General features: G+C 59.1%; 15 protein-coding genes and 11 pseudogenes. 12 read left to right on the plus strand and 14 right to left on the minus strand.

Annotated features, from left to right (window positions below; genetic code table 11):
* Window positions 1–12: 12 nt before the first annotated feature.
* Complete coding sequence (gene istA, locus ACZ9BX_RS22250; protein WP_027513949.1) at window positions 13–1,566, minus strand: IS21 family transposase; 1,554 nt, start codon at window positions 1,564–1,566, stop codon at window positions 13–15.
* A 182-nt stretch (window positions 1,567–1,748) separates the two neighbouring features.
* Between istA and ACZ9BX_RS22255 the strand changes: the two are divergent.
* Window positions 1,749–2,695: pseudogene (locus tag ACZ9BX_RS22255) on the plus strand (IS110 family RNA-guided transposase); the annotation flags it as partial.
* Between the two features lie 140 nt (window positions 2,696–2,835).
* Here the strand turns inward: ACZ9BX_RS22255 and ACZ9BX_RS22260 are convergent.
* The gene (locus tag ACZ9BX_RS22260; RefSeq protein WP_476220229.1) at window positions 2,836–8,043 is read right to left on the minus strand and encodes a Ulp1 family isopeptidase; all 5,208 of its coding nucleotides are present in this window, start codon (window positions 8,041–8,043) and stop codon (window positions 2,836–2,838) included.
* Between the two features lie 237 nt (window positions 8,044–8,280).
* Window positions 8,281–8,523: pseudogene (locus ACZ9BX_RS22265) on the minus strand (type IV secretory system conjugative DNA transfer family protein); the annotation flags it as partial.
* Window positions 8,524–8,836: 313 nt separating this feature from the next.
* Between ACZ9BX_RS22265 and ACZ9BX_RS22270 the strand changes: the two are divergent.
* The 4 genes and pseudogenes from ACZ9BX_RS22270 to ACZ9BX_RS22285 form a co-directional block, all read left to right on the plus strand.
* Window positions 8,837–9,354, plus strand: a pseudogene (locus tag ACZ9BX_RS22270) (DUF58 domain-containing protein); the annotation flags it as partial.
* Window positions 9,354–9,866, plus strand: a complete 513-nt coding sequence (locus tag ACZ9BX_RS22275; RefSeq protein ID WP_027513841.1) for a DUF4381 domain-containing protein — start codon at window positions 9,354–9,356, stop codon at window positions 9,864–9,866. The pseudogene ACZ9BX_RS22270 and the gene ACZ9BX_RS22275, both read left to right, overlap by 1 nt.
* Window positions 9,853–10,539: pseudogene (locus tag ACZ9BX_RS22280) on the plus strand (VWA domain-containing protein); the annotation flags it as partial. The gene ACZ9BX_RS22275 and the pseudogene ACZ9BX_RS22280, both read left to right, overlap by 14 nt.
* A pseudogene (locus tag ACZ9BX_RS22285) lies at window positions 10,533–10,747 on the plus strand (integrase); the annotation flags it as partial. The pseudogenes ACZ9BX_RS22280 and ACZ9BX_RS22285, both read left to right, overlap by 7 nt.
* Before the next feature lie 23 nt (window positions 10,748–10,770).
* Here the strand turns inward: ACZ9BX_RS22285 and ACZ9BX_RS22290 are convergent.
* Both ACZ9BX_RS22290 and ACZ9BX_RS22295 read right to left on the minus strand, forming a co-directional pair.
* Window positions 10,771–11,097 carry a helix-turn-helix domain-containing protein gene (locus ACZ9BX_RS22290; protein WP_084606766.1) on the minus strand — a complete coding sequence of 109 codons (327 nt, stop codon included), beginning with the start codon at window positions 11,095–11,097 and terminating at the stop codon, window positions 10,771–10,773.
* The gene (locus ACZ9BX_RS22295; RefSeq protein WP_027513840.1) at window positions 11,090–11,455 is read right to left on the minus strand and encodes a type II toxin-antitoxin system RelE/ParE family toxin; all 366 of its coding nucleotides are present in this window, start codon (window positions 11,453–11,455) and stop codon (window positions 11,090–11,092) included. Before ACZ9BX_RS22295 ends, ACZ9BX_RS22290 begins: the two co-directional genes overlap by 8 nt.
* A gap of 566 nt (window positions 11,456–12,021) precedes the next feature.
* On the opposite strand from ACZ9BX_RS22295, the pseudogene ACZ9BX_RS22300 reads away from it, so the two are divergent.
* From ACZ9BX_RS22300 to ACZ9BX_RS22320, 5 genes and pseudogenes are all read left to right on the plus strand, one after another.
* Window positions 12,022–12,675: pseudogene (locus ACZ9BX_RS22300) on the plus strand (recombinase family protein); the annotation flags it as partial.
* A gap of 222 nt (window positions 12,676–12,897) precedes the next feature.
* Window positions 12,898–13,131 (plus strand): hypothetical protein, encoded by a 234-nt coding sequence (locus tag ACZ9BX_RS22305; RefSeq protein WP_244564800.1) that lies wholly within the window; start codon window positions 12,898–12,900, stop codon window positions 13,129–13,131.
* On the plus strand, window positions 13,112–13,525 hold the full coding sequence (locus ACZ9BX_RS22310; protein WP_476220262.1) for a Mu transposase C-terminal domain-containing protein: 414 nt from the start codon (window positions 13,112–13,114) through the stop codon (window positions 13,523–13,525). The genes ACZ9BX_RS22305 and ACZ9BX_RS22310 overlap by 20 nt, the downstream gene beginning before the upstream one ends.
* 325 nt (window positions 13,526–13,850) lie before the next feature.
* The gene (gene rpoN, locus ACZ9BX_RS22315) at window positions 13,851–15,392 is read left to right on the plus strand and encodes an RNA polymerase factor sigma-54 (RefSeq protein WP_027513839.1); all 1,542 of its coding nucleotides are present in this window, start codon (window positions 13,851–13,853) and stop codon (window positions 15,390–15,392) included.
* A 512-nt stretch (window positions 15,393–15,904) separates the two neighbouring features.
* A pseudogene (locus tag ACZ9BX_RS22320) lies at window positions 15,905–16,655 on the plus strand (IS6 family transposase).
* Between the two features lie 944 nt (window positions 16,656–17,599).
* Here the strand turns inward: ACZ9BX_RS22320 and ACZ9BX_RS22325 are convergent.
* The gene (locus ACZ9BX_RS22325; RefSeq protein WP_027513925.1) at window positions 17,600–18,628 is read right to left on the minus strand and encodes an LLM class flavin-dependent oxidoreductase; all 1,029 of its coding nucleotides are present in this window, start codon (window positions 18,626–18,628) and stop codon (window positions 17,600–17,602) included.
* Between the two features lie 165 nt (window positions 18,629–18,793).
* Window positions 18,794–19,884 (minus strand): annotated as a pseudogene (gene hisC, locus ACZ9BX_RS22330) (histidinol-phosphate transaminase).
* 170 nt (window positions 19,885–20,054) lie between these two features.
* Between hisC and ACZ9BX_RS22335 the strand changes: the two are divergent.
* Window positions 20,055–20,409, plus strand: a pseudogene (locus tag ACZ9BX_RS22335) (IS6 family transposase); the annotation flags it as partial.
* 43 nt (window positions 20,410–20,452) lie between these two features.
* Here the strand turns inward: ACZ9BX_RS22335 and ACZ9BX_RS22340 are convergent.
* The 3 genes and pseudogenes from ACZ9BX_RS22340 to ACZ9BX_RS22350 form a co-directional block, all read right to left on the minus strand.
* Window positions 20,453–21,203 (minus strand): annotated as a pseudogene (locus ACZ9BX_RS22340) (IS6 family transposase).
* Complete coding sequence (locus ACZ9BX_RS22345; RefSeq protein WP_476220233.1) at window positions 21,203–21,526, minus strand: response regulator; 324 nt, start codon at window positions 21,524–21,526, stop codon at window positions 21,203–21,205. Before ACZ9BX_RS22345 ends, ACZ9BX_RS22340 begins: the two are co-directional and overlap by 1 nt.
* Window positions 21,523–22,656, minus strand: a complete 1,134-nt coding sequence (locus ACZ9BX_RS22350; RefSeq protein ID WP_167333921.1) for a sensor histidine kinase — start codon at window positions 22,654–22,656, stop codon at window positions 21,523–21,525. Before ACZ9BX_RS22350 ends, ACZ9BX_RS22345 begins: the two co-directional genes overlap by 4 nt.
* Window positions 22,657–22,839: 183 nt before the next feature.
* On the opposite strand from ACZ9BX_RS22350, the gene ACZ9BX_RS22355 reads away from it, so the two are divergent.
* The gene (locus tag ACZ9BX_RS22355) at window positions 22,840–23,292 is read left to right on the plus strand and encodes an SgcJ/EcaC family oxidoreductase (RefSeq protein WP_260308610.1); all 453 of its coding nucleotides are present in this window, start codon (window positions 22,840–22,842) and stop codon (window positions 23,290–23,292) included.
* A 188-nt stretch (window positions 23,293–23,480) separates the two neighbouring features.
* Here ACZ9BX_RS22355 and ACZ9BX_RS22360 read toward each other — a convergent pair whose 3' ends face one another.
* The 4 genes and pseudogenes from ACZ9BX_RS22360 to ACZ9BX_RS22375 form a co-directional block, all read right to left on the minus strand.
* Window positions 23,481–24,005 carry a DUF4411 family protein gene (locus tag ACZ9BX_RS22360; protein ID WP_027513928.1) on the minus strand — a complete coding sequence of 175 codons (525 nt, stop codon included), beginning with the start codon at window positions 24,003–24,005 and terminating at the stop codon, window positions 23,481–23,483.
* 8 nt (window positions 24,006–24,013) lie between these two features.
* Window positions 24,014–25,198 carry an ImmA/IrrE family metallo-endopeptidase gene (locus ACZ9BX_RS22365; RefSeq protein ID WP_476220235.1) on the minus strand — a complete coding sequence of 395 codons (1,185 nt, stop codon included), beginning with the start codon at window positions 25,196–25,198 and terminating at the stop codon, window positions 24,014–24,016.
* Between the two features lie 178 nt (window positions 25,199–25,376).
* On the minus strand, window positions 25,377–25,949 hold the full coding sequence (locus ACZ9BX_RS22370) for an SOS response-associated peptidase family protein (protein WP_087004897.1): 573 nt from the start codon (window positions 25,947–25,949) through the stop codon (window positions 25,377–25,379).
* 151 nt (window positions 25,950–26,100) lie between these two features.
* Window positions 26,101–26,499, minus strand: a pseudogene (locus ACZ9BX_RS22375) (substrate binding domain-containing protein); the annotation flags it as partial.
* Window positions 26,500–26,528 lie beyond the last annotated feature (29 nt).

Here is a 26,528-nt window from a genome sequence, read left to right on the forward strand (position 1 = left end):
GTCTTCCTTTCTTCACTGGTAATAGGAGCTGCCGCGGATGTTGCCATGCGCCGGGGCTGGCTTGACCGGCTCGGCGACAGGCGGCGCCTGATCGAGGCCGGATTTGAGGATGGTGCTGACGGAGGAATAGCTGAGCGCATTGATGGTCAGTGCCCGAGCGCACGCGGCTTCAAGACGCTCAGGCCCGTACCGGCGCGCGAGCGATAGAACGCCTTGAGCGGCGCGGTATCCCTGCTGGGGATGGGGCCTGTCGCGCATCAGCCGCTCGATCAGGATTGCAGCGTTGCGGCCAATCTTTGCAGCCTGCTTGATGAGGCTCGCCGGCGTCGTGTTGGCATAGTGCTGATGTGTCTTCGGCATGTGCTCGTTGACGGTGACATGACCAGCCCGCTGCGACGTCCGGCGGTGGCTGGCGACGCGTTGGTGATCATGGAAGATCTCGACGATCCGGCTTGTGAGCCGGACATCGACCTGGCGGCCGATCAGGCGGTGCGGCACGGAATAGAAAGCCTTGTCGACTTCGACATGGTAGTCGGGATGAACCTTTGCCGATTTCCATTCGGAATATTCGAATGCGGTTGCCGGCAAGGGTGCAAGCGCTTCGCGTTCGATCTCCTCGAAGAGCTGACGTCGGGATTTGCCAACCCGTCGCATCGACCGGTTATTGAGATCGTTGAGAAGCTGGCTGATCCGCACGTTGAGATCGACGAGGCTGAAGAAGCGGTCGTTTCTCAGCCGCGCCAGGATCCAGCGCTCAACGATGAGAACGCTGCCTTCGACCTTTGCCTTGTCCTTCGGCCGTTTTGGACGGGTCGGCAGGATCGTCGTGTCGTAATGCTCGGCGAATGCTGCAAAAGTGGCGTTGATGGTCGGCTCAAACCACAAGGGCTTGGCAACACCGGCCTTGAGGTTGTCGCAGACGATCGCTTTCGTCACGCCACCGAAGAAGCTCAGCGCCCGTTGCTGACCCTCGATCCAGTCCGGCAGCCGTTGAGTGAAGCTTGCATAGGCGAAGGTGTACAAGGAGGCCGGCAGAACCGCGACGAAGATCTGCGCCGACCGGATCTCGCCCGTCGCCGGATCGATCACCGGGACGGTGTGGCCGGCGTAGTCGGTCTGCATCGCCGCGCCGGCAGTGTGGCGATTGCGGAAGGTGGCGCTGGCGCGCTGTTCGAAAGCGGCGAAACGCTCGCAGAACCAGGTGTATCCGTAACCGTTGGGGTGCCGCTCGCGATATTCCTGCCACAACAGCGTCAGCGTCACGCCCTTTCGCTTCAGTTCACTGGCGATCTTGCCCCAGTCGGGCTCGTGCATGTCCTGGGGCGGGCGGCCGCGACGATGGAACAGGCGGCGCTGCAAAACAGCGTCCTCGTCAAGCCCAGGCGGCAACGGCCAGCCCGTCAGCCCGGCCTCACGCGCCCGCAACAGATAGGTCGAAATGGTCGTTTTGCTGATCTTCAGCCGTTCCGATATCGCACGAACCGAAAGCCCCTGTTCGTGCGTCAGCCGCAATATCGATCGAATGTCCTTCACACTCGTAAGCCTCGCCTGCTTCCGTCTCGCCATTCATCAGCCCCTCGTTCAAATCGAGGCTCAGAATGGCAAAACGGCGCGCGCGAAAGTCGATGTTTTAATCGCCGAAAGACTGTCCGGGATTTACCGGAATCGCTGTCCGCGAATTAGCGGAAATGCTGTCCCGGATTTAGTGAAATCGCTGTCCGGGATTCAATGGAACCCCTGTCCGCGAATTACCGAAACCCGCACGCCAGCCTCTGAAGAAGCTCCAAGCCGATGCGGCCGCGCTGCTGAAGCTGTTGCAGCGGTGGCGCGCCGAAGCCAGCCAGGCCGGGCACTCGATCAAGCGGATCACCGTTGCCTATGAGGCAGGCCGCGACGGCTTCTGGCTGGCGCGCTGGCTGCGGGCCTGCGATATTGAGGCTTACGTCATCCATCCCGCAAGCGTTCCGGTGTCGCGCGAACACCGGCGCGCCAAGACCGATCGCCTCGACACGGAGCTGTTGATGCGCGCCTTTCTCGGCTGGTTGCGCGGCGAGAAACGCCATGTGGGCATGGCTGCAATCCCGGCGATTGCCGAGGAGGACGCGCGGCGGCCGAGCCGCGAGCGGGAGAATCTGGTCACTGAGAAAACACGGATCATCAACCGCATGAGGGCGATCCTTGCCCGCTTCGGCATTCGCACCTTCAAGCCGACCCTGCGCAGGCCGAGGGCAAGCTCGACAAAATCCGCACGGCGGAGGAGACGCCGTTGCCGGAAAACACGCGCGCCGAGTTGCGCCGTTACCTCGAGCGGCTGCACCTCGTGCGCGAGCAGATTCGCGCGATCGAGCAGGACCGCCTGCGCCGACTCGCCGCGGCTCCGGCTGCGAAGAAAGGTCCGCACGCGATGGTCCGCTTGCTCGCTCGGGTCCTCGGCGTCGGCGCCGAGACGGCGGACATGCTGGTCAATGAGATCCTGTCGCGCGACCTGCGCGATCGGCGGGCGGTGGCGCGCTACGCCGGTCTCACGGGGTCCCCGGACGAGAGCGGCAAACGCCGCCGCGAGAAGGGGCTGGCGCGCGCCGGCAGTGCCCGAGTCCGGCGCGGCATGATCCAATTGGCTTGGCGCTTTCTCCGATTCCAAAAGCAGAGCGGTCTCGCCCAATGGTTCCAGGCGCGAACGACGGACGGACGCGGCACCGCCGTCGGCGGGTTCCAAACCTACATCGCCTTCCAACAGTGCCAGCCTGATAAATTTCGGCAAGGCCTACGGTCCGGAGATCGCATCAGCGCCTCTGTCGTCAGAAGAGCTGTTATGCTTGGCCCCAGACAGGGAGCTCAACGCCCCGCGTCGGAGCGGTCTCTGCTTCTGAAGGAGGCCATCAGGTCCGCTCGGGCTTGATCGGAGGCTTGGCTGACGGACGTCGTGGTTGCTTCGCTCAGCTGCCGCCCCATGGCGAGGCTTTGCGGATTATCAGCCCTCTGCCTCTTCGCCGGTCTCAACAGCGCTGTGTCATGTTCATTGTTGATGACGCCGCCGCTGTTCACGAGGTTGTTCCTGTCAAGTGTACTCGTCAGCTCGTCCTGGGCCTCGCGCGACTTGCCCAAGTGCCGGTCAAACGGCGCTGGCGCGACTTGTCGGGCTTGCTGCTCTTGCAATACGGCGTGTTGCACCTGCGACCCGGCTGCTGCAATCGCGTCCGCGGGGATTGCGGCAAGCTCGTGCGGCAAGCGCTGCTCCCTCAGTCGGTTTTGCAGCGCCTGCCGGTCGGCGACGAGGTAGTCGAGGTCCAGCTGCAGGTATGGCCGCTCTTCGTTCGCCAATCGATGAACCAGCTCGCGCGTGCCGTCCAGCACGAAGACGCCGCAATCAACACCGTTGTTCTGCCGGGCCATGTCGGGTGTCTGCAGCAGGAGCGCGTCCAGTCTTATTGCGAGCAATCGTGCAGGCGCGTCGTTGTAAGGCTGTCCATTTGGCTGGAAGGAGTCGTAGTGATAGGCGACCGCTCGTTCCGGGTCGCGGCGATCTACGAGCAGCAGCGACCAATGGGTGCCACCAAGAGTGCCATCATTCACTGGCAGGAACACGAAGTCGGCTGGGGCGTCGTTTTGATGATAGATGGACAGCAACGTACTTTGCACGTCCACGTCATGAGTGCGCAGTAGATGGGAGAGTGACGCATCCACCAGCCGCGTTCGGGCGGCGAGCGCTGGCTGGGCCTCCTGCAGGTCCTGCTCCAGCAACCGGTAATCCCTTTGGATATGGACGTCGCTCAGCCATTGGGTGGCCCCGAGAACCGCCCCCTCGGGGAGGTTGGACGAGCCTGACGGAAAAGCTCCGATCTGAGCATCGGAGGAGGTGGTCAGATCGACCAACGGAACACCGCGATAGGTGTCTGAAAGCCTGGCGGTCGCTGGCGAGGCGGGTCCTGGAGCCCTTGCCGGTACTGCTGCCTCTGCAGCTTCACTGATCGGACCGCGATGGACGAGCAAAAAGTCGTTGGGCCCTTCTGCCCTCTCGGCGGTGTAGCCGTGACCTTCAATCTCGTAGTTCCATTGCGGCTTTTCCGCATCCGGCAAGAAGCCAAAGTGGTACAATCTCGAGAGCATCGCGTCTGGGACGCGTTGAGTCCCATGGGAGAAGCCTTTGGGGACGGCGAATGAAACGTCTATGGAGTCCTCGATCGCAGCGGGGGGCTCCTCAGACCATGCGGAGGGCGCGGCCTCCGCATGCAGCCTTCCGATGTGTTCGGAACCTGTCCCTTGAACCGGTACCCCTTCCAATGGCAATTCACCCAACTGCTGCATGGGGGGCTGCATCGGCACGCGGCCGCCTGAATTGCCGATTTCGCTCAGCGGCTGCTGAATGGCGGCGGCTTGCGGCGTATTGGCCCTCTGCCTCTTCGCCGGTCTCAACAGCGCCGTGTCATGTTCATTGTTGATGATGACCCACTCGGGTGGCAGGTGGTTGCCCTGGTCAAGCGCATCCGGCGAGGACCGGATCTGCTGTTGACTGGCAGCTAACGCTGGCGGGGCGGCGGCCTCAACTCCGGCGTGCCCAGAGCCGGCCGCTGCGAAAGCGTCCGACACGCTTCTATTGTGGCCATCCGGAACAGCGGGCATCCCTGGGTTGCTGAAAAAAGACGAGGCGGCTTGATCATTCTGCCCTCGCTGAAGCTCTTCGCGCCGGACCGCCTCGGGAACCCCGTTTGACACGAGCTCCGTATTGCGAACCCGTTCCAGCACCAAGCGGAGATAGCGGTCGCCTGGAAGCAACCTCTTGGCCAATTCGATCCGCGAATCGTGATCCAGCCCAGAGATCGTCTGGCCCCGACTCTCAAGCGCCTCAGAAAATCTGCGAAGACTACGACCATAGGCAGCACGGGTGCTTGAGGCCAAGCTGCTGTCCCTGGTCACTTGTTCCAAGATATGCGCGTCTGCCTTTGACGGCACTAGCCGCCGGGCAGTCGCCGAATAGCCCGGCTCATGATACGCACGCAGGAAGTTCAACGCCGTCTTCATAGTACCGTATTTCGGAAAGACAGCATCGGCGTGATCGACCAGGGATTGGTGATTTCTTAGATCCGTCGCTTGGCCGCGAGCGCCGAGATCATTCGCCAATCGGCAAAGCGCATTCGAGTATATTTGAAGCGTATCCTCGCTATGGCGTTGCTGAGTCCTAGCGTGGGCGATCGCCTGATCAATAACGTCCCGGTGTTCGCCGGACAGATGGGGAAAGCGGATAGCAGGGGCGTCAATAGTCGCCGAATAGCCCGGCTCATAATACCTACGGAGGGCGCTCAACGCCGTCTTCATAGTATCGTTTGTCGGAAAGACAGCATCGACGTGATCGACCAGGGATTGGTGATTTTTTAGATCAGTCGCTTGGCCACGAGCGCCGAGATCATTTGCCAATTGGCGAAGTGCAAGCGTGTATTTTTTTTCCGTGGTCTCTCTATATTGTTGCTGAGTCCTAGCGTGGGCGATCGCCTGATCAATAACGTCCCGGTGTTCGTCGGACAGATGGGGAAAGCTGGTAGCACGGGCGCCAGCAGTCGCCGAATATCCCGGCTCATGATACCTACGGAGGACGCTCAACGCCGTCCTCATAGTATCGTTTGTCGGAAAGAAAGCATCGACGTGATCGACCAGGGATTGGTGATTTCTTAGATCAGTCGCTTGGCCGCGAGCGCCGAGATCATTCGCCAATCGGCAAAGCGCATTTGAGTAATTTCGGAGCGTTCTCTCTCTATATTGTTGCTGATCCCTAGCGTGGGCGATCGCCTGATTAATAAGGTCCCGGTGTTCAACGGACAGATGGGGATAGCCGTTAGCACGGGCGCCACTCGCGACAGGTTCGGCGCGGCGCGGCTCGGCCACGTGCTGCTCAAAGCCCGCTTGCCGCGCCTGGCCCGCATCTGGCAAGGGGTACGAGGCGGGGATTGCGGCAAGCTCGTGCGGCAAGCGCTGCTCCCTCAGTCGGTTTTGCAGCGCCTGCCGGTCGGCGACGAGGTAGTCGAGGTCCAGCTGCAGGTATGGCCGCTCTTCGTTCGCCAATCGATGAACCAGCTCGCGCGTGCCGTCCAGCACGAAGACGCCGCAATCAACACCGTTGTTCTGCCGGGCCATGTCGGGTGTCTGCAGCAGGAGCGCGTCCAGTCTTATTGCGAGCAATCGTGCAGGCGCGTCGTTGTAAGGCTGTCCATTTGGCTGGAAGGAGTCGTAGTGATAGGCGACCGCTCGTTCCGGGTCGCGGCGATCTACGAGCAGCAGCGACCAATGGGTGCCACCAAGAGTGCCATCATTCACTGGCAGGAACACGAAGTCGGCTGGGGCGTCGTTTTGATGATAGATGGACAGCAACGTACTTTGCACGTCCACGTCATGAGTGCGCAGTAGATGGGAGAGTGACGCATTCACCAGCCGCGTTCGGGCGGCGAGCGCTGGCTGGGTCTCCTGCAGGTCCTGCTCCAGCAACCGGTAATCCCTTTGGATATGGACGTCGCTCAGCCATTGGGTGGCCCCGAGAACCGCCCCCTCGGGGAGGTTGGACGAGCCTGACGGAAAAGCTCCGATCTGAGCATCGGAGGAGGTGGTCAGATCGACCAACGAAACACCGCGATAGGTGTCTGAATTGCCGATTTCGCTCAGCGGCTGCTGAATGGCGGCGGCTTGCGGCTCGTCAGCTCGATCATCGAACAGCGGCCGGACCGCCTCGCGAATCCCGTTTGACACGGGCTCCGTATTGCGAACCCGTTCCAGCGCAGAGATGAGAGGGAGTTTGTCTGGAAACAACCTCTTGGCCAATTCGATCCGCGAATCGTGATCCAGCCCAGAGATCGTCTGGCCCCGACTCTCAAGCGCCTCAGAAAATCTGCGAAGATTACGACCATAGGCAGCACGGGTGCCTGAGGCCAAGCTGCTGTCACTGTTCACTTGTTCCAAGATATGCGCGTCTGCCTTTGACGGCACTGGCCGCCGGGCAGTCGCCGAATAGCCCGGCTCATGATACGCACGCAGGACGCTCAACGCCGCCTTCATACCAGCGGTTTTCGGAAAGACAGTATCGAGGTGATCGACCAGGGATTGGTGATTTTTTAGATCCGTCGCTTGGCCGCGAGCGCCGAGATCATTCGCCAATCGGCAAAGCGCATTCGAGTATATTCGAAGCGTATCATCGCTATGGTGTTGCTGAGTCCTAGCGTGGGCGATCGCCTGATCAATAACGTCCCAGTGTTCGCCGGACAGATGGGGAAAGCGGGTAGCACGGGCGTCAGCAGTCGCCGAATAGCCCGGCTCATGATACCTACGGAGGACGCTCAACGCCGTCTTTGTATCATCGTTTTTCGGAAAGAAAGCATCGACGTGATCGACTAGGGATTGGTGATTTTTTAGATCAGTCGCTTGGCCACGAGCGCCGAGATCATTTGCCAATCGGCGAAGTGCAAACGTGTATTTTTTTAAAGTGTTCTCTCTATATTGTTGCTGAGTCCTAGCGTGGGCGATCGCCTGATTAATAACGTCCCGGTGTTCGTCGGACAGATGGGGAAAGCTGGTAGCACGGGCGCCAGCAGTCGCCGAATATCCCGGCTCATGATACCTACGGAGGGCGCTCAACGCCGTCCTCATATTATCGTTTGTCGGAAAGAAAGCATCGACGTGATCGACCAGGGATTGGTGATTTCTTAGATCAGTCGCTTGGCCGCGAGCGCCGAGATCATTCGCCAATCGGCAAAGCGCATTTGAGTAATTTTGGAGCGTGCCCTCGCTATAGGGTTGCTGATCCCTAGCGTGGGCGATCGCCTGATTAATAAGGTCCCGGTGTTCAACGGACAGATGGGGATAGCCCCTAGCACGGGCGCCACTCGCGACAGGTTCGGCGCGGCGCGGCTCGGCCACGTGCTGCTCAAAGCCCGCTTGCCGCGCCTGGCCCGCATCCGGCAAGGGGTACGAGGCGGCTTGATCATCGAACGGCCACCGGACCGCCTCGGCCACCTGCTGCTCAACGCCCACTTGCCGGGCCTGGACCGCTTGCCCCTCTTCCAAGCCGGCGTCCTGCACCTGCGACGAAGCTGTTACACGGGATGGATTACTATTTCGCGGGTCCACACTAGCCTCACATCAAATTGTATCGTCAAAGTCCTGCGCCAATCCACGCAGCGGCTCATCGGGTTGAGATTCTGCCGAGAGCCCTCGTCTGCTTTCATCAAGGGTGCCGGCTCGGGAGGGCGCCTGTCTGGTTTTCAAAGATGCGTTTATGTTCCAGTCGAACGTTCGCGCCTAGCTGTAGGAAATCGATTGGGCTTCAAACGTGAATTCACCGATAGCTTTGGAAATGTAGTTTGGAGTCTCGTCATCGGCAGTGGCCATGAACACTTGCAGGCCGGTATTGCTGAGAAAATTCTGCTTGCCAGCCTCGCCATAGGCCCCCGTCAGTGCCGAGAGGCTTTGGATGATGAGCATGAAACGAGCCTTGTAGCTCGCGATGGTCGTAATTGCCGTCTCGATCGCCTCCAGCTTACCCAGGAGGCCAAGGTGGTTACGGCGTTCCTCGGCCCTCCTCCCGCCGCGGGATGAACTTCCAGCTGCACGTGTCCGTTTGCTATCGCGATCCATTGCTCAGCTTCCAAAGTCGTTCGCTACCCCATGAGGTTACCACCGAAGCTCGATCTGCTAAACCAATATGGTGTTACACTTGTAGTCTCGCAGAGGCTTCTCCCAGCTCTCTGAGTCACGTCGAGAGCCGTAACCGGATCAGATTTTCCGGGCGGAGGGGGTTTGCGGCGAGCGCGTTCGTGATTCACCATTTGCGGACGCTACCACCGACGACGAAGGCGTCGGCGAGGTGAAATCACATCGCAGCCGAGACGCCGTCATCGCTCTTGCCGACAAGATCGCGGAGAAGAACGGCAAGCTTCGCGCAGCCTACGCTGGCGTCCCCTCGCCAATCGCCCTCGACGAGGCGCTGCGGGAGGTCGCGGGCATCGCCCATCATGATTTTCTCGTGGTCGTCGTCAGCGACTTCGACGGGCATGGGGAAACGACCCGCCAGCTCCTGCTGCAGCTCTCGAGCCGCAACGATGTAATCTGCCTGCTCGTCTACGATCCATTCCTTCTCGAACTGCCGAAATCCGGGGACATCGTCGTCAGCGGCGGGTCTCTGCAGGCCGAGCTGTCCCTGCGGCAGCCTGGCGTGCGTCAATCGATTGATGCGTTCGCGCGCACTCGCGGACGTGAGCTGCTGGACTGGCAGCGCAAGCTTGGCCTGCCCATGCTTCCAGTTTCCGCGGCGGAAGACGTCGCTCCCCAGCTCGGAGCCTCCTCGAACAGTCCGCCTGGCGACAGTGGAGGCGATAATGGAGCCGCAACCCAAACTCGATCCGATAACGGAAAACGCTCTCCGTGCGCTAAAGGACATTGCGGTACCGTCTCCCGTTTCATGGATGCCCCAGACGTGGGGATGGCTGGTCGTTGCATTGGCTTTGGTAACGGCCGTGCTTCTTTGGTGCGCGATCGCCTATCGGCGGTGGCGTCGCAATGCATACCGCCGAGAGGCCCTCAAGCTGCTCGGCGAGGTGGCAGCGGCGATGGGGAACCCGGATACCAAGGAACAGGCGGTCAATGATCTCGGTGAACTTCTCAAACGCACGGCGTTAGCGGCGTGGCCGCGCGAGGAAGTCGCCGCGACCTCGGGTGCAGAGTGGGTTGCATTCCTCGAAGCCAATGGCGGCTACGATGTCGGCGAAGCCCTGAGGACATTCATTAACGGCCTCGAGTATCAACGCGGACAACCGATGACGTCAGCGCTGACCGACGAACTTGCTGCCGACGCCCGACGCTGGATCGAGAGGCATCATGTATCAGCTTGATCTTCCGTGGATGCTCCTGATCCTGCCGCTCCCATTGCTTATCTGGTGGCTGATGCCGCCACATCGCGAGACCTCCGCCTTGATTCCGCCTTCCGTTCTTCGCCGAAGTCGCAACAGCCGCCGGCATCGAGCCGACCGGAGTTCGGTAGTGCCGAAGCGATCCTGGCCGCAGGCGATCATCGATATGCTGGCATGGTGCCTGATCGTTCTGGCACTGGCCCAACCGCAATATGTCGAGCGGCCGCTGCAACGCACCGAGCCTCAACGCGACATCCTGCTGGCACTCGACTTATCGCAGTCCATGGATACCAAGGATTTTGCTGCACCAGATGGAATCATGCAAGCACGCGTGGATGCCGTACGCGCCGTGGTTTCCGATTTTGTCGCGAAGCGACCCGGCGACCGGCTCGGTCTGATGGCATTCGGCGACGCTCCCTATCCGCTGGCTCCATTCACCATGGATCATGCGCTGGTCAAGACGCTGGTCGAAGGTCTTTTGCCCGGTATTGCCGGTCCGCGCACCGCGCTCGGTGACTCCCTGGGTCTCGCCATCCGCAAGTTCGACAAGACGACGGTGCCGCAAAAGGTGCTGATCATGCTGACCGACGGCAATGATACGGCGAGCAAGATGCCGCCTCTGAAGACGGCCGAGATAGCCGGCAGCAAGGGCTTGCCGCCGGTGTTCACGGTGACCTCAGCGAAGGTGAGGGCGCACTCAAATTCTCGGGCCATTCGCTGCGCGCCGGGCTTGCCTCCTCGGCCGAGGTTGATGAGCGCCATGTCCAGAAGCAGCTGGCCATGCAAGCGCCGAAATGACCCGCAAATGCCAGCGCCGGCGCGACCGATTCCGCGTCAACTTGACGAAAGCGGCAGGGTTGTAGCTGCCCCTCCCCTGCCGCACCTCTCAGATCTTGGAGCCGTGTCGGGAGCGCTCTGCGATGCTCGAAAGATCAACTTTCTTGCCCGCGACATCAGCGACGATCTTCAACGTACCGCCGAGGGATTCGACATAATCGCGTAGCGTCGACAATTTCATGTCGGCGCGCTTCTCCAGTCTTGAGACATTTGTCTGCTTGAAACCGGTCCCGGCAGATACGTTTTCCTGCGTCCGACCAGCGAGAGCCCGCAATTCACGCAGATTGTGCGCCGTGACAAGCTCGTCGGCCCGCGTTGCAACGGCGCGCTGTTCGTCATCGGGAAGCGTCTGTATCAGCTTGTCGAGATCATCCATGTTTCTTCTCCAACTCGCTCAAATGCTCGTCGTATCGTTTATCAGTCAGATCGATCAGCCGTTTGTAGAAGAGTTTCTGTTTCACACCGCTCTTCGCACCACCGCAGAGAACGACGGCCTTTCGTTCCGGGTCAAAGGCAAAGGCGAAGCGCCATTGCACCTTCAACACCTTGACGCGCAGTTCTTTCATGTTCGCATGCCTGGAGCCTTCGAGTGTGTCGACCTCAGGCCGGGCCAGTCGAAAGCCCTTCTCGCGAAGCAGCACCAAATGCGCGAGCAACTCGATCCAAACATCGGCTGGAAGGTCCATGATCTCGCCCTTGAAGCGGTCGTGAAACTCGACCTTCCATTCCGTCATTTCATATCCTGAATGATATAGATACTTTAGGATATTTAGTCCATGTCTCTCATCAAGGCAATGGGCATTTCCTCCAGAAGCGCCACAAACGATCGTTTGCTCACGTCGTCCGGATTTGGAAAATGGTGCTAGCCATCGATAGGTGCCGTTTATCTATGGTTATTGATTTTTTGGGCCCGCAAATCAGCGATGTCAGTCCTCCCGAATCGGTGGAGTCGCCGGGAATCCCCGCTTTTCCGCCGCTTTTCGGCTACATTCAGTGGACTCTTCTGCCTGTTCGAACGGACGGGACCGAGCCGTGTGGCCGAGCGCAGAGCTGTCAGTCGGGCGATTTCTCGGTCTCTTCGTCCACCTGAAACGACACACGCGACCGGCCCCCTTCAGACCGGCCGATTCTCGACATTTCCGCCAAAAACGACCGCTGATGCCGTTTCGTCGCCGTCTGCGGTCCGTCGGTCATCTGCGGTGTCATTTCAAGGCTAGTGAGCCTCCATTGACACCATAAAACACGTTTACGCATTCCTTATCTGTACAAAGCACCTCGAAACAAGGCCGTTAAAAGCGCGATGGCGAAGCCACAAAGAGTTAACGTCCAACAGCCTCTAAAGCGGCTGATCGGCTATGCCCGCGTGTCGACGGACGACCAGGTCCACGATGCCCAGATGGACGAGCTGCGGGCCGCCGGCTGCGATCGGATCTATCAGGAGCATGGCTCCGGGGCATCGCGCGCCCGACCAGTCTTGACGCGGCTGCTCGGAGAGCTCACCGCGGGAGACATCCTCGTCGTTGTCCGCCTCGATCGATTGGCCCGGTCGGTCAGTCATCTCTTGGCAGTGATCGAGGATCTCGAGCAACGCGGGGTTCATTTTCGATCGATCCGCGATCCGATCGATACCTCGACCCCGCAGGGCATGTTTTCCCTCCAGGTTCTCGGTGCGGTCGCGCAGCTCGAGAGAGCGCTGATCGCTGAACGCACCAAAGCCGGCATCAAGGCGGCGAAGGCGCGCGGCAAGCTTCCTGGAAACCCCGGCCTGCGAGAACCACGACCGGAGGCAATCAAAGCACTCTCAAAAACAAGCGAGAAACTCTATCTCGGCGAGCTCATTGCGTCCGCGCAGACGTGGCTGCCGATGGTGCGGCAACTTCGGCCTTAGCACAGTTGGGACAATGTCGTGCGGATCCTCAATCGCAGAGGTCACGATTGGACGATCGAACGCCTTGTTGCGCCGGCGCCGACTTCAGGAGCCGTGCTTTCAAGAGAGGGTGCCGGGATGCCGGCATCGCGATCGAATGGCGGCCGCTGGCTGAGCGCGCTTCGGTGGCCATATCGAGCGTCTGATCGGCACTCAGATGGGAAAACTCCACCTGCTGCCCGGCGCACGACTTTCAGCAATGCGCAGGAGCTTGGCGAATACGATTCCAAGTGGCATTCGGCGCTCTCATTGCGCGAACTCGAGCGCTACATTGCCCTCGACATTGTCGGCTCCTACCATCAGTCGATCCACAGCAGCTTGGGCCGCCCGCCAATTGCCGTCTGGCGGGAGCACGAGGGCAAGATTCCGCTGCGACTGCCGCAGGATCGAATGCGTTTCTGGCTGGCGTTCCTGCCCGAACAGGAGCGCACATTGCGGCCAAACCGGAATCCATCTGCTTGGTCTGCGCTACTGGCCACCTAAGCTTAGCACCGACGTCGGTCGCTCGAACCGTCGCCTGCTCGTCAAATACGACCCGCGGCACATGGCCCGTATCTTCGTGCGGCGACCTTCGGGCAACTTCGTGGAAGCTCGCTACGCTGATTTGACCTTGCCCTCGGTGACACTTCATGAGGCCGTGGCGGCGCGACGCGCACTGCTGGCGAAAGGCCGACAGGAAATCAATACCCGCGCCATAGTGGGCACGGCAATCGCGCAGCGCGAACTGGTGGATGCAGCAACCAGGAAGACGGCAGCCGTGCGACGCGGCGGTAGGAAAGCCCAAAACGAACGTGGATGGCCGCTTAGTCTAAGTCTAGACTGCAGCTTCCTCGACGAGCCAGCTGTTCCAGCGCTGGCGAAGCATCTTCGAGGCTAGCCTTCATAGCTTATCCCTCTCAAGCGAACAGGCTTCGAGATCGTCCTCGGCTGCAGCCGATCATCGACGTCGCGCATCTGGCCTGCGAGCACTTCACGTGCTCCGCGACGCAGAAGCACACGAGCGAGATCCGGAGACGGGTGCGCAGAAAGCGCAGACAGGACGGAGCTTCCGCGGTTTGGATACACATGAACGGCCCACCGGCAGCTGATTCCGCGCGCCTTGTGATGCCAGCGCTTGACCAAACCCGACTATTAAGCAATTTTTGGGCAGCGCCGCACGTAACAGACGCGGCCTCGGAGAATTTGATTGGAGCGTCGTCAGCATGGGTTTTTCCGCGAGCCTTCATTTAAGACAGTCGCAGTCGCTAACTATGTCACCGCAACTGATACAGTCGATCAAGCTGCTTCATATGAACCATCTGGAACTCAGCCAGTTCATCGCTCAGGAAGCGGAGAAGAATCCGCTGCTCGAGATCCCTTCGCCCGATGACGCGATCTCAGCGGAGCGCGAGGATTCAGGCCCGCACCCGGGGGAGGCCGGCAGCGAATTCGACGATGGGTTGGTCGACAGCGCCATGTCGAGGTCCGGCGAGAGGCTCAGCGATTGCCTCGACGCCGACTTCGCCAACGTCTTCCCGGACGCTACGACCCCGCAGCGGGCGGATGCGCCCGAGCTGCTCGGGCAGTGGAAGTCGATGTCGGGTGCGGGCGACGGCGAGGGTTACGATCTCGACGATTTCGTCGCCGGCCGCAAGACGCTGAGGGAGACGCTCATCGAGCAGCTTGCCTTCGCGCTTGGCGCTGCCTCCGATCGGCTGATCGCCCAGCACCTGATGGACCAGCTCGACGACGCCGGCTATCTCCACGCCGACCTCGCCGTGACCGCCGCTCGATTGGGTGCGGCAGTCGAGGACGTGACGCGTGTGCTCCATGTTATGCAGCAGTTCGATCCGCCGGGCGTATTCGCGCGCACACTTGGGGAGTGCCTTGCCCTTCAGCTGCGCGCCCGAAACCGTCTCCATCCGGCGATGGAGACGCTCATCGGCTCTCTCGAACTGCTGGCACGGCGCGACTTTGCAAGCCTCAAGAAGATCTGCGGCGTCGACGAGGGCGATCTCATCGACATGCTCTCCGAGATCCGCAAGCTCGACCCGAAGCCGGGCACCAGCTTCGAAACCAGTGTTTCCGCGTCCAACATTCCCGATGTCGTGGTGCGCGCCCAGTCCGATGGCGGCTGGCTCATCGAACTCAATCCGGATGCGCTGCCCCGGGTCCTCGTCAACCGCGAGTATTTCAGAGAAATATCCCGCTCCAGCCGGAAGAACAGCGGCGAACAGGCCTTTCTCAACGAGTGCCTGCAGAATGCCAACTGGCTGACGCGCAGCCTCGATCAGCGCGCCAGGACGATCATGAAGGTGGCAGACGAGATCGTCCAGCAGCAGCAGGCCTTCCTGATCCACGGCGTCGACCATCTGCGCCCGCTGAACCTCAGCATCGTCGCGGATGCGATCAAGATGAGCGAGTCGACGGTGAGCCGGGTGACCTCCAACAAATACATGCTCACCCCGCGCGGACAGTTCGAGCTGAAATATTTCTTCCCGGTCTCGATCGGTTCGGCGGAAAACGGCGATGCGCATTCGGCCGTGTCCGTACGCCATCGCATCGGCACGATGATCAATCAGGAAAGCGCCGATGACGTGCTTTCGGACGAAGACATCGTCGACGTCCTCAAGAAGACAGGTGTCGAGATCGCCAGACGCACCGTCGCAAAATATCGCGAAACGATGAACATCCCCTCTTCTGTCCAACGACGCCGCGAGAAGCGTGCGGCATCAGCGGTGAAGGGGCACTCGGGCAATCTTTAGGCGGAGGGGAGCATTTTAAGGCGCCTCGCTTATATTTGGCCTGATGGCCGGCAACGCATGGCAGGGCAGCCCCACGAGCCTTCGCACACCTTACGGGGTTACTGACGGGCGCGGGTTGCCTTCGGCCGCTCGCCGACGAAGCACTGGAGAGAGAGAGAGAAAAAAAATGGGAAGCTCCACTAAGAAAGCAGTTCAGGCCGTTCGGCGATACTGGGTAGCAAGCTGGAACGAGGGGTGATGAGATGTGATGGCAAACCGGTCGAACCGGGGATTAGATATCGCGGTAGGGACGCCCATTACTGATACTGCTGGCGAATTCGATTTCTAAGCGCCGCGCATGCGAAGCGCGTTGGATGCGGCGTTACGACTAACCTAAAGTTGCGATCTAGAACGAGTCAGACCTATACGACGCTTGTAGAATCGGAGCCCATCTCGGCCTCAGATTCGCACAGGATAGTAATGTCGCTCAAGCCTCAAGAGACTGCCCCGGTTCCCGAAGACACGCGCCGGTGATGTCACGTTGTCAGCGGCTTAACGGTTGTCTGGTAATAGGTTGGGATGAACAGTCCGACCGTAAGCTACAAGAACCACCGCTTTCCACCGCAGATCATCGCGCGTGCGGTCTGGCTGTATTTTCGGTTCCCTTTGAGCCTGAGGATGGTCGAGGAGATGCTGCTGGAGCGCGGTATCGTCGTCTCCCATGAGACGATCCGGAGATGGGGTCGCAAATTCGGAACGGCTTATGCCAGGCAGTTGTGCAGAAAGAGGCCTTCGCGAAAGGATATCTGGCATCTGGACGAGGTGGTGATTTCCATCGGCGGCCGCAAACATTGGCTCTGGCGTGCCGTTGACCAAGACGGTTACGTTCTCGACGAGATCGTTCAAGCCCGCCGCGATACCCAAGCCGCCAGGCGATTGCTGGTCAGGCTGCTGAAGAAGCAAGGCCTGACGCCGAAGCGGATCGTCACCGACAAATTGCGCTCATATGGTGCTGCAAGACGGGAGGTGATGCCCGCCGTCGAACATCGATCGCACAAGGGCCTGAACAATCGAGCCGCGAATTCTCACATGCCGCTTCGAAAACGGGAGCGGATGATGCAGGGATTTCGATCCGTCGGCGGCTTGCAACGGTTCATATCGATCTTTTCGGCACTCCGAAATCTCTTCGTCCCCCCGCACCAGAAAAACTCAGCCCTCGCCATCCACATCCATCGGATCCGCGCAAGGGCGCAGTGGAAAGCCGTGACCGGCGCAACCGCCTGACGTCTCACACAAGCGCCTTGTTCCGACCTTGATCAAACAACGTGACATCGCCGGTCGCACCGTTACTTGTCAGCTCGAAATGATGACCGGGGGCGGCGGCACAAGATTGCGGCATTGGCAGCTGCAACCCCATCGAAGGACGAATTCCATACTGAACGCGCGCTGGGCGCACTTCAACAATCATGCAGCCAACCAGTTTCGGCGCTCCTCGCCCGTTGCACGTCGTCGTCGACTGCGCACCAGTCGCAAATCCGACATATGTCGATGCCGACTTCCGCACCTCGATGAAGCACGATCAGTTTATCTGCTTTGCGATACATGTGTGAGGCGACATACGCGCGACGGTGCCCTTCATCATCAACGATTTCGAATATATACCTCAAACAATCACCCGGAGCAATTGCACAATCTGAGGAGTATTCGCCAAGCGCTTGTGGGAGGCTTGTACCCTTCCGGCCAAAGGATCGCTTCCATTCTGCCGGATACGCGGCTCCTAGCGACGAGTAACCGGTGGCTTCGCGCATTAATGCAGCCACTTCTGCCTTCTGCGCGCAGTCAAGCTGCAATCAGCCTCGTGATGCAAGTGACGAAGATATGACGAGAATGCCGTCGCGAACGAACAGCGTTTTAGCCGGCGAGCCTCATTGGTAGTTCAACCATCAAAACCGTAGAAGCCCTAGCGTTTTTGTATGCCGGTGCTTCGAACTTCTCCTTTGAGTCCACCTCGATGGCACCGACCGACAGAAGGCGGCGGTGGAGCCGACATCTCCCTTATATTTCGCGTCGTTTCTCGCCGGCGGGGAGCATGACCGGCTTCGCCGCCCCGATCCAAACGGCATCATGGACCAAAGCGGTATACTAGAATAGTTGCTATTAGCAGCGCAGGCTGCACGGGAAGGTCAAGCGGCGCTTCCACATTCCTAAAGTCACCGGTGTTTACGCATTTAATCAACTCGATCCATAATGCCGGACTGAATGGCCAGGGCGGTGTACTGCGAGGCGTCCAGCGGCAGATCTCCAAACGCGAGTTGACAAAGAAGGTAGTTGGCACCCGCCTCTTCCAGCTGATCAAGGAGAGCCCGGCGCGCAAAAGTTTCCGTTCCTACCACGCACAACTCGCTCTCGATTGCGGCATCCAAGGTCAGCGGCAAGTTTGGCGGAAGGGGGATCGCGTTGGCATCGTACAGGAATTTGAAGTTCCTGACCCATCGATCGTAAGCAGGTGCCGCGAGTGAATGGGCGTGCGCGGCAGAGTGTCCGACCACTACCATTCGGAGCAATCCGAGAAAAGGCGCTTGGTCGTCCGCGTCAGTGTTTTGCTCTGGATGGGAACGGAAGGCATCAGTAATTTTGCGAACCACAGACGCGGGTCCTAGGCACGCGATATTTGCGCCGTTGGCAGCGGCCCAAGCCGCAGATTCGGGCCGGTTGGTGGCGATCCATGTAGGCGGATGCGGACGCTGATGAGGCCGCAGCGTCAAAGGGACATCGTTTAGCTCAAAATGCTTACCTTGGTAGGATAGTGTGCCGCCCTTCATTGCCTTCACGAGGATTTCGCTGGCTTCGATGTAGCGCTCCGGCACCGCGTCTGCACCAATCCCGAAGTAATTCAATTCGATCGGGAGAGAGCCGCGCCCTATACCAAGCTCGAGCCTACCACCGCTCAATTGGTCCAGCATACAGATCTCTTCAAACGCGCGTAACGGATGAGAAAGGCTGAGCAACATGACCAAGGGGCCCACACGAAGTTGCCGAGTGCGCTGTGCGACGCTCGACAAGAACAAATTCGGCGATGCGCCTCTCCCATGCGGGGTACAATGGTGCTCCGCGAGGTGATATGCATAAAAACCGAGCCGATCGCATGTCTCGGCTAACGTCAGGCGGTCGGCGTACTGTTGTGCGATGTCGCGACCGTCCTCGTCTAAGTGATCAAAGATGCCGACGGTTAGCTTCGAAGGGAAGGTGTGTCTCATTCCGTCATCTCCAACTTTCATGAACGAGCTAAGGCGTTGATCCAAGCGATCTGAGACGTGACCTCTTCCTGAGTGGAAATGGTCTTGTGCCTAGCTTGAATTTGTTTGGGCTTTGCGCTGGCTATGCCCCAGATCATCGAGGTATTTGGACGTTGCGCGCACGATTCAAGGTCGCTCAGCTCCCAGAATGTCGCTGACCGCCGCAAGAAATACATCCATTTGCGCTTTTGTACCGATGCTAACACGGATGCAGTGTTCCAGACCTCGATCGGGGAAGACTGCAACTAGTATCTTTTTCTGCTCCAGCGAGGCTTGCCACCAGACCCCGTCTCGTCCTGCTGGCACATGGGCCAGCAAGAAGTTCGCGTGCGAGGGAGTTACAGAGAAACCAAGTTGCGACAGCGCCGTGCTCACCCGCTGCCTCTCATGCTTAACATGCTTGTGGTTTTCGTCGTAGGCGGACCGATGCGCAAGGATGCCGATTCCAACCGCATGGCCGATCACGTTCATATTGAAGACGTTCTGGATGTTTCGTAGCCTACCAATGACCTCAGGATGCCCAAAGCCGAGCCCAATGCGAATACCGGCGGCCGCGTAGCTCTTCGAGAATGTTCTTAAGAGCAGGAGGTTCGAGTAACGATTAATGAGGCGCAGAGCGTCGTCAGGGGCGAAGTCAACGTAGGCCTCATCCAATACGATCAAGCGGTCCGACTGTGCTAGAAGGCGTTCGATGTCGGCGATCGAAACAAATGTTCCGGTCGGGTTGTTCGGATTCGCGAGCAGAATAAACTTGGCATCTTTTGCGGGTCCGAGAAGCAATTGCTCTAACGGCAATGAATGAGCTTCGCCCCACCCAATTTCCAGAAATTGAGCACCCTGCAGAACCGCCAGTTTTCGGTTGAACGAAAACCCCGGAGACATCATCGCCACAGCGTCACCCGGAGCAAGGAATGCCCTGTAGATGAGCCCGAGAAGTTCAGACGATCCGTTCCCGGCGATCACCTGATCCCTGGAGAGGCCGTAGGCATGGGCAGCTGCTTCCCTCAGGCTGGTATTGTCATCTTCTGGATACAAATATTGTCGTTCGAGGGCTGCAACAGCGCTCGCCCTTACGGGTGGCGGCAATGCAAAGGGGTTCTCATTCGTGTTTAGCTTGACCCAACTAGCATCCGGTGCTGGGCTGGACTCCAAACAATTCAGCTTCATGGCCATTGCGAAAGAGACGAGAGTACGCTCTGCAGTTTTGCGTCAGACAAATTTTTCTCCGTTCAGTAGCCGAGGGCAGGCGCATTGTCCGCAGACCGTCGGATGCCCGGGTTATGCTGGACGTGTTCTACTAAGGTTTGGCGCAACCGGTAAAATGATCTTTTTGCATGTCATCATTCACCGAATGGATACAGCACGTGCCCTTTTAGGGCTTTGGGTGATGTCACGTTGTCAGCGGCTTAACGGTTGTCGGATAATGGGTTGGGATGAACAGTCCGGCCGTAAGCTACAAGAACCATCGCTTTCCACCGCAGATCATCGCCCGTGCGGTCTGGCTGTATTTTCGGTTCCCTTTGAGCCTGAGGATGGTCGAGGAGATGCTGCTGGAGCGCGGTATCGTCGTCTCCCATGAGACGATCCGAAGATGGGGTCGCAAATTCGGAACGGCTTATGCCAGGCAGTTGTGCAGAAAGAGGCCTTCGCGAAAGGATATCTGGCATCTGGACGAGGTGGTGATTTCCATCGGCGGCCGCAAACATTGGCTCTGGCGTGCCGTTGACCAAGACGGCGATGTCACGTTGTTTGATCAAGGTCGGAACAAGGCGCTTGTGTGAGACGTCAGGCGGTTGCGCCGGTCACGGCTTTCCACTGCGCCATTGCGCGGATCCGATGGATGTGGATGGCGAGGGCTGAGTTTTTCTGGTGCGGGGGGACGAAAAGATTTCGGAGTGCCGAAAAGATCGATATGAACCGTTGCAAGCCGCCGACGGATCGAAATCCCTGCATCATCCGCTCCCGTTTTCGAAGCGGCACGTGAGAATTCTCGGCTCGATTGTTCAGGCCCTTGTGCGATCGATGTTCGACGGCGGGCATCACCTCCCGTCTTGCAGCACCATATGAGCGCAATTTGTCGGTGACGATCCGCTTCGGCGTCAGGCCTTGCTTCTTCAGCAGCCTGACCAGCAATCGCCTGGCGGCTTGGGTATCGCGGCGGGCTTGAACGATCTCGTCGAGAACGTAACCGTCTTGGTCAACGGCACGCCAGAGCCAATGTTTGCGGCCGCCGATGGAAATCACCACCTCGTCCAGATGCCAGATATCCTTTCGCGAAGGCCTCTTTCTGCACAACTGCCTGGCATAAGCCGTTCCGAATTTGCGACCCCATCTCCGGATCGTCTCATGGGAGACGACGATACCGCGCTCCAGCAGCATCTCCTCGACCATCCTCAGGCTCAAAGGGAACCGAAAATACAGCCAGACCGCACGGGCGATGATCTGCGGTGGAAAGCGGTGGTTCTTGTAGCCTACGGCCGGACTGTTCATCCCAACCCATTATCCGACAACCGTTAAGCCGCTGACAACGTGACATCACCCCTTCAATGCATAGCCGCTGGCCCCAGCCTTGATGGCGGCTTCAAGATAGTCCACGCTGTCATGCATGGTCAGCATGATGATGCGGGTTTCGGGCGATCGGACTCCAATCTCCGCTGCGGCCTCGAGGCCATCCACGCTGCCCATCCGTATGTCGAGCAGGGCAATATCCGGTCGGAGACTCTCGCTGAGAGTTACCGCGCTCATGCCGTCTGGCGCCTCGCCAACGATCTCCAGGTCGGGAGCGCTTGCAAGCACGGCGACAAGACCCGACCGAGCTAGCTCATGATCGTCTGCAATCAATATTCGGTAGCGTTTCAAGCGAGTTCCTTTGCGGGACCGGAAATAGGCGCTCGAGCGACGGCAACCGTTCCTTGGCCGGGACCCGATCGGATTGATATGGAGCCGCCGATCAGTGCCATTCGTTCGCGCATGGCCGACATACCGACGCCCCTTCCATCTTGCTTGACGACGAGAGCGTCAGCGATGCCGCAGCCGTTATCCGCGACGGAGAGGGTAACAAACTGCGGCTCGTCCAACGTAAGCCGCAGGTCAATCCGGCTGCAGCCGGAGTGTTTTACGGCATTTGCCAAGGCCTCCTGCGCCACTCTGTAAAGGCTCACCTCGAGCGCGCCGGGCAAGCGGTAGCCGTTCAGGTCCGAATGAAAGCAAAGCTGGACCGACTGGATATCGTCCAGGCGGGCGCGAAGTGCTGCTTCGAGGCCGAGATCGTCCAGTTCCGCGGGACGAAGGGCACCGATTGCGCCTCTAACCTCGCCGATCGACGTTCGAACAATTTCGATGCCGCCTTCGATTGCATCTTTTGCCGATTGTGTATCTTCCATGGCAACCACCGCGGCTTCCAACCGAAACAGCAGGCTCGCCAAAGACTGCGCGACGCCATCGTGGAGGTCATAGGCAATCCTGCGCCGCTCCTGTTCCTGCGCGCCGATCATTGCCTCGATCAATCGCGCCAGGTCGCGCTCGCGTGCCTGGAGGTCGGATGTCAGTTGCTCGCGAAGAATGCGCTGGCTCTCCGCTGCCAGAAAGGCGGCGAGCTGATCCGTCACGATCTGGATCGCCTCACGATCCTGTTCATTCATGGGGAAGGCGAGACGTGACAGCCGGAGTTCCAGCATCTCGCAGCCTATCCATGCCTTGCAGACGGCTACCGGGTCGGCCCCCTCAGCCGTTTCCTCGCCGGCGGCGCTCCGGGTGGGAAATTGCCAAGCTGTGCCGGTTTGCGAGCGAATCGTGGCCGTGCTCGCTCCGGCAAAGCCGGCAATAGCGGATAACGCCTCGTACATCGCCGTATCCAAAGGGCCACGGTCCAGTACCTTGCGTACGTCCACGATCAGCCGCAGACGAGCGGCCTTGGCTTCCGCATCGCGATAGAGACGCCGCAGTTCGCGAATGGGAGACGCTATGCCCTCGTAGTCTTTGTCTTGCACGAATTCCCTGTCCTTAAGAAGTTTGACATGCCCTAGATAGGAAGCCATCCGTCACAATGCATAGGCCGTTCGGCATATGCGATTGCAGCCATCCGGCAGACGCGCGGCGGATCGCGGCAAACCATCTCTGACAGGCCGGCAAGAAAATCGCCGGAGAGATAATGTCATACGATGGAGATTGAAATGAAAAGACATCTGCTTGCCGCTTTTGTTAGTGCCCTGCTGGCGACGCCTGCTCTTGCAGAGGAATGTGCGCCGATCACCAAGCCTCAGGTCGAGCAGTTGTTTGATCGCTGGACCTCCTCGCTGGCAACCCTGGATCCAGAAAAAGTCGTCGAGAACTATACGCCTGATGCAGTCCTCCTGCCGACACTGTCGAACAAACCGCGCCTGACGCAAGACGAGCGCCGGGACTATTTCGTGAGCTTCCTGAAGAAGCATCCGTACGGCGAAATCGACAGCCGCACGATCAAGCTTGGCTGCAACGAAGCGCTCGACACCGGCAACTATACCTTCACTTTGAAGGATGGTAGCAAGGTTCCGGCGCGCTACACCTTTACCTACGAGTTCAAGGACGGCAAGTGGCTGATCTCGTCACATCACTCCTCTGCTATGCCGGAGAAGCCCGCGGGCTAATATGTACGGGAGCGTCGGGTAGTCTCGCGCTCCCCAAGCTCCTTGCACTGAGAAAATAAACTAGCCAAGGCGACCCTCGGCCCACGATTCTTCCATGATTGAATGTTGCGTTCCTTGCGACGAATGGCGGTGCCGTTGGTTCGTATCTCATCAAGGCGCTCATTGGCCGGGGCCCGCCCGTTAGGTATCTATGACGACGGCGGATGAGGCGGGGGAGATCCTGACGCGGCCCGCCAGTTAGTTGTGAAATTCAGCGCAGCCAACATTTGGAAGCTGTTGCACCATTGGATGCTGAGGTCGTTGCAGATGTCCGGAATACGACGGTTCGCACGTTGAGTTGATGGTTTCGATGCCTCTACCGTCACCACCGTCCGCGTGCTTGGTTGCGCCAGGGCGTAAGCAGTCAAAAACGGATCACGGCCAATTGCGATGATTTCGGCATCGTTGAGGTCCGCCGCGTATCGCGCTATCACCGCTTGAACGCGATCGGGATCGACCTCTTCCTCAAGGCACAGCGCGTTGTAGTTGTCCCCCTGGTCCAACCACTCGGCAAGCTCAGACCCTTCGGTGATCTCTTCAAGTATTTCTACGGGCATTTTGACGTGACCGCCCTCGGCCAAGTGGACAAGCCAGTCCCAAAACTCCGGAAAGCGCCCAATAGGGTAATAGAGGTTATGCGCCGTGATCAGGACGTTCGCGTCGAGGAGGTGCACTGTTCCCCCTATGCCGCGCTATCAGTTAGTGAATAGACATTGTTCGGTTTTACACCGAGAATCGCTGCCGCTTTCGACGGTGACAGTGCGCCCTCGGCCAGCATTCGCCGTGACAATGCAAGAAGCCGGTTTCCGAGTCTATGTCGGCGGACGATGTAATAGTTCGGTCCGCCGTCGCTTTCGCGCGCGCGGTCACGCTGGGCAGCCCTGTTCCGGAGCCACAGCTCCCGGTAAAGCGCTGTCACTGCAGACCACATGTGCTGATCGATGATCCCTTCCCGGTAGAGTTTATAGGCGACCATGGAGTGGCTGACTTGGCGAGCGTCCGCGATCGCCGCAATGCGAGCCATGACTCTTCCTTGCGTGGCGCCGATAAGAGGTTGTTCTCCAGCTATGTCGTTCGCAGGCAATAGGATGCGGCCCGCAATGTCGTTGCAGAAGGTCTCGATTGCGATCGTTGGTCGACCACCGCTGACTCCGCTTTCGCCAAGCCAAATATGTGCCAGCTCATGCAGAAGGGTAAATGACCAAGCCTGCTCGCTGTCTTGATCATTGATCACCACGAAGGGCGCGACCGGGTCGGCAAGCGCGAAGCCCCGGAATAGCTCCACATTCAAGGCGCTGTGATGACTTCCGAGATTACCGATGAGGAGGACGAATACACCAGCTGCTTCCACGCGCTCGCGAAGATATGAAAACCCCTTCGTGCTTCCCCGCCCACTTCCATGACGGAAATGCTCAAGATCAAAACCAAGCGTCTCCACGATGTTCGTTGCGAGGGCCTCAGCTCCGAGGTCTTGGTCGAATGACCCGACAAAGCTCAGCACCTGCGCCTCATCCTCCGCTTCAAGGAGAGCGCGAACCATTTCCTGACGCGCGCGAACCTCCCGCAGCAAAGTATCCACGAGCGCCGCGTCGCGCTGGGCAAATTCCTCTGGCAACGTGCGGAAATCTTCCCCCCGTGCCGCCATGACTGGACGTTCTGCGAGGTAGAAAGTCAGGAGCGGGCGGCGGTATTGGCTCGCCATCTTCAGAAGCAGCGGTCGGGAAGGCTCGGCCTCGCCAGCTTCAAGCATAGCAAGCCGCTCGCTACCCGCCAGACCGCGCGCAGCGCCCAGACCGATCTTATCTGCAGCATCCTCAATGGAAAAACCCGCCGTTTCGCGGGCCCACCTCAGGATGGACGGGTTCACTTTTGGCACCACTACCTCTGCTTCGGCAAGCCGATACAATTTGATATCAGCATGCAATGGTTACCAAACATATGGGTGCTGCGACAGGCCAGAACTATATTTTCCCACTGCAGAGTGTCCGAATAGGCAAGGCTCACGGTTTGATGCTCGGTTGTCTCCTCTCAAAGGGGCGGATCGCTCAGCCTACTTGCTCCACTGCCAGCGTGCCAGCCGGGAGGGGCTTGATCAGCGACTTCGCAGAGATTGTCGGATCGAGCCAGTCGGCCCAGACGCTACGTTCCAGGATGACGATCTGCCGGTCGTTATACGATGCGATGTCCGGACCCGGTTCCATCGTCAGCATGGTGAAAGCCTGGCCGACCTCCGGCGTCTCGCGCCAGATGCCGGCGACGCAGAAGACCGGCTCTTCCTCCTTGGTGAACAGCCATTTGTCCTTGCGCTTCTTTTTCGAATCCTTGGGTCTGTGAACTCGTAAGGGGCAGCGGTTGGAATTGAACTCCCGGCCATCCGACCGGAAATTATACACCGGCCGCTTGTTCGGTCCCGGCCAGCTCCAGCGCCGCTGCACGAGCTCAGCCTCATCGGGCACCCCGTCGATGGTTCTGACGCTGGGGCCGACATCGGTGATCTTGATGTCTTCGCGTGGCTCCAGGTTCGGCGCGCCTTCACCGAAGCGAATCTTGATATTGAGGTCGGCGAAATCCTCGACGATCGAGGCCACATCCACCATCAGCCGATAATCATTGCACATGCGCCCTCCGTTTTGGGGTCTGAGTAGCAACGGAGCAGAAAACCTACATAAAGGATTTCAGGGCTCGTTAGGATCTGCCTTTAGCGGTTCGTGAAGTGGTCTGAGTTCGTCTCTTGCGATGAAATCCGGCAGGGTACCTGCACAATCGTGTTTATCGTAGCCCCTGCAAGCTCGTCGTCATGAAGTCTATGAAAGTGCGGACTTTGGCGGAAAGATATTTCCGGCTCGGATACACAGCATATAGCGTATTGGCGAACCCGATCGCGTCTGGAAGCACCGTCTCTAATCGACCTGCCTCGATGTCTTGCTCGGCCATCCATTTCGGCAGGAACACAAGGCCCATACCCTGCAGAGCTGCTAGCTGCAGAATGGTCTCGTTCTCGCTCAGCATCACGGTACGAAATGTAACTTTGTGCCGTCCATCTGGGCCTTCCAGCGCCATGATATCACTGAGGTTGACCCCGCTGAAACGAAGCAGCGCGTGACCGTTAAGATCGGCGAGGCCTTTGGGTCGACCTGCTCGTTCCAGATATTCCGGCGATGCCATGAGCTCGACCTTGTACATTATGCGGCGAAGCA

The sequence above is a fragment of the Rhizobium sp. USDA 3886 genome (assembly GCF_056279785.1).

Bases quoted from the DNA above. Each gene is read 5' to 3' on its own strand.
- istA (WP_027513949.1), bottom strand. From the start codon at position 1,566: ATGGCGAGACGGAAGCAGGCGAGGCTTACGAGTGTGAAGGACATTCGA.
- ACZ9BX_RS22275 (WP_027513841.1), top strand. From the start codon at position 9,354: ATGGAGCCGCAACCCAAACTCGATCCGATAACGGAAAACGCTCTCCGT.
- ACZ9BX_RS22290 (WP_084606766.1), bottom strand. From the start codon at position 11,097: ATGGATGATCTCGACAAGCTGATACAGACGCTTCCCGATGACGAACAG.
- ACZ9BX_RS22295 (WP_027513840.1), bottom strand. From the start codon at position 11,455: ATGACGGAATGGAAGGTCGAGTTTCACGACCGCTTCAAGGGCGAGATC.
- rpoN (WP_027513839.1), top strand. From the start codon at position 13,851: ATGGGTTTTTCCGCGAGCCTTCATTTAAGACAGTCGCAGTCGCTAACT.
- ACZ9BX_RS22325 (WP_027513925.1), bottom strand. From the start codon at position 18,628: ATGAGACACACCTTCCCTTCGAAGCTAACCGTCGGCATCTTTGATCAC.
- ACZ9BX_RS22355 (WP_260308610.1), top strand. From the start codon at position 22,840: ATGAAAAGACATCTGCTTGCCGCTTTTGTTAGTGCCCTGCTGGCGACG.
- ACZ9BX_RS22370 (WP_087004897.1), bottom strand. From the start codon at position 25,949: ATGTGCAATGATTATCGGCTGATGGTGGATGTGGCCTCGATCGTCGAG.